The organism is Roseisalinus antarcticus (assembly GCF_900172355.1).
Classification (GTDB): Bacteria; Pseudomonadota; Alphaproteobacteria; order Rhodobacterales; family Rhodobacteraceae; genus Oceanicola; species Oceanicola antarcticus_A.
On the sequence record NZ_FWFZ01000110.1, the window covers coordinates 1 to 1739 of the forward strand.

The following is a 1739-nucleotide window of genomic DNA, read 5'->3' on the forward strand; positions in this document are numbered from 1 at the left end:
CGACGGCCTCTTCGATCAGGGCGCGCACCTGAGCCTCGGTCAGATCAGCGAATGCGGTCTGCCAGCCGATCTCGTCCATAAGCAGTGCGATGCGTTTCATGGTGGCGGTGATGGCGGCGCGTTCTTCGTCAGTGTTTCCCTGCATGGTCAGTCCTTTCCGGTGGCGTGCCGCGAAGAACGCCTGGCAGTGCATCGAGCAGAACCAGTGGTGTTCGCGGGGGCGGGGTTTGTTGGGGTTGAAGAAACCGAAGCTGCGCGCGGAGCGCAGACAGACGGCGCAAGGCTTGAGGCGCGGGTGCCAGAGCCGAAAACGCTCCGGTCGATCCGCAGACGGTTCGGGCGAGGATGGGATTTGCGCGACATGGCTCACGCGGCCCTCCCGAGGGACGGGGTAGCCCCGCCGACCAGCTGTCGGATCCCGCGCTTGTTGAATTTGAAGGTCATCAGCGCAGAGGCGCGATAACGGGTGAGGCCATAGTCGCTGCGAAACTCCGTCGGCAGGTATTGCAGCTGCTTCTCGGTCGCGGCCTGTTTCAGCCATCCCTTCGATTTGAAGGCGCTTTCGTCGGTTTCATTGGTGTTGAGCCAGTCGTCGGCCTGCGCGAGACAGACCGTGCGTTCACCTACGCCAAGCAGCCGCGACGCGTGACCTTTGCCGCCGCCGACAGCGTGCCAGCGGCCCTCAAGAAAGAAGATGCCGCTCCAGGCGTTGAACCCGTTGGCCATCAGGGCCGCATCGTCTCCGAATAGGTCGACCCATGCGAAACTGGAGCGTTTCAGAAGGTCGATCTCGGACATGATGAAGCTGTCGATCGGGGCCGAGCCCTCTCGCGACAGGTCAGCGCCACAGAATGGGCATTCAGTGACGGCGAGCGGGATCTGCGCCTCGCATTCAGGGCAGGTCTTGCTCGGGGCTGGCCCGGGCACCGGTTCGCGGCCGTCTAAGTCGACATCCTGTTCCAGCGTTCCGTGGGTCAGGCTGGACGTCCCGAAATCCAGCACGATGCAGTCAGTCTTGACGACGCCGGGATATTCCTCCGGATCGACCGTGCGCAGACCACGGCCGATCATCTGGATCATGGTGGATTTGTAAGAGCTCGGCCTCAGCAGGACGACGCATGAGGTCGGCGGGTGGTCCCAACCTTCCGTGAGCACGGCAACGTTGACGATGACGCGGATCTCGCCCGACGCATAGGCGGCCAGGATCCTGCGCCGGGTCGTCGCGTCCAAGTCGCCGTGGATGACGGCCGCCGCGATGTCTGCGTCGTTGAAGGCCGCGGCGACATTCTCCGCATGGGCGACGGTGGAGCAGAAGACGACCGTGTGCCGATCGCTGGCTTTCTCGCGCCAGTGCCGGATCACCTCATCGGTGACCGGCGCGCGGTTCATGATGCCCGCCACTTCGTTCATGTCGAAATCCGACATCGTCTTACGGACAGACCGCAGTTCGTCCTGCACCCCGACGTCGATGATGAAGGTGCGGGGCGGCACGAGATGGCCGGAGGCGATCAGTTCACCCAGCCGGACCTGGTCGCCGACGTTGTCGAAGATCTCGCGCAGACCTTTGCGATCGCCCCGGTTCGGCGTGGCGGTGACGCCGAAGATCCGACAATCGGGATTGGCGTCGCGCACCCGGTCGATGATCCGGCGGTAGCTGTCCGCCACAGCGTGATGCGCCTCGTCGATCACCAGCAGATCGAGGCGCGGCATGTCGGCCAGGTTCGACAATCGCGCCAGCG

At 64.1% G+C, this 1739-nt stretch carries 2 protein-coding genes; both read right to left on the reverse strand.

Annotated features, from left to right (window positions below):
* Nucleotides 1–370, reverse strand: a 370-nt coding sequence (locus tag ROA7023_RS24270) for a DUF6511 domain-containing protein (RefSeq protein WP_143535740.1), incomplete at its 3' end; no start/stop codon positions are given.
* The coding region (locus ROA7023_RS23435) for a DEAD/DEAH box helicase (RefSeq protein WP_085881343.1) at nucleotides 367–1739 on the reverse strand (1373 nt) is incomplete at its 5' end. The genes ROA7023_RS24270 and ROA7023_RS23435, both read right to left, overlap by 4 nt.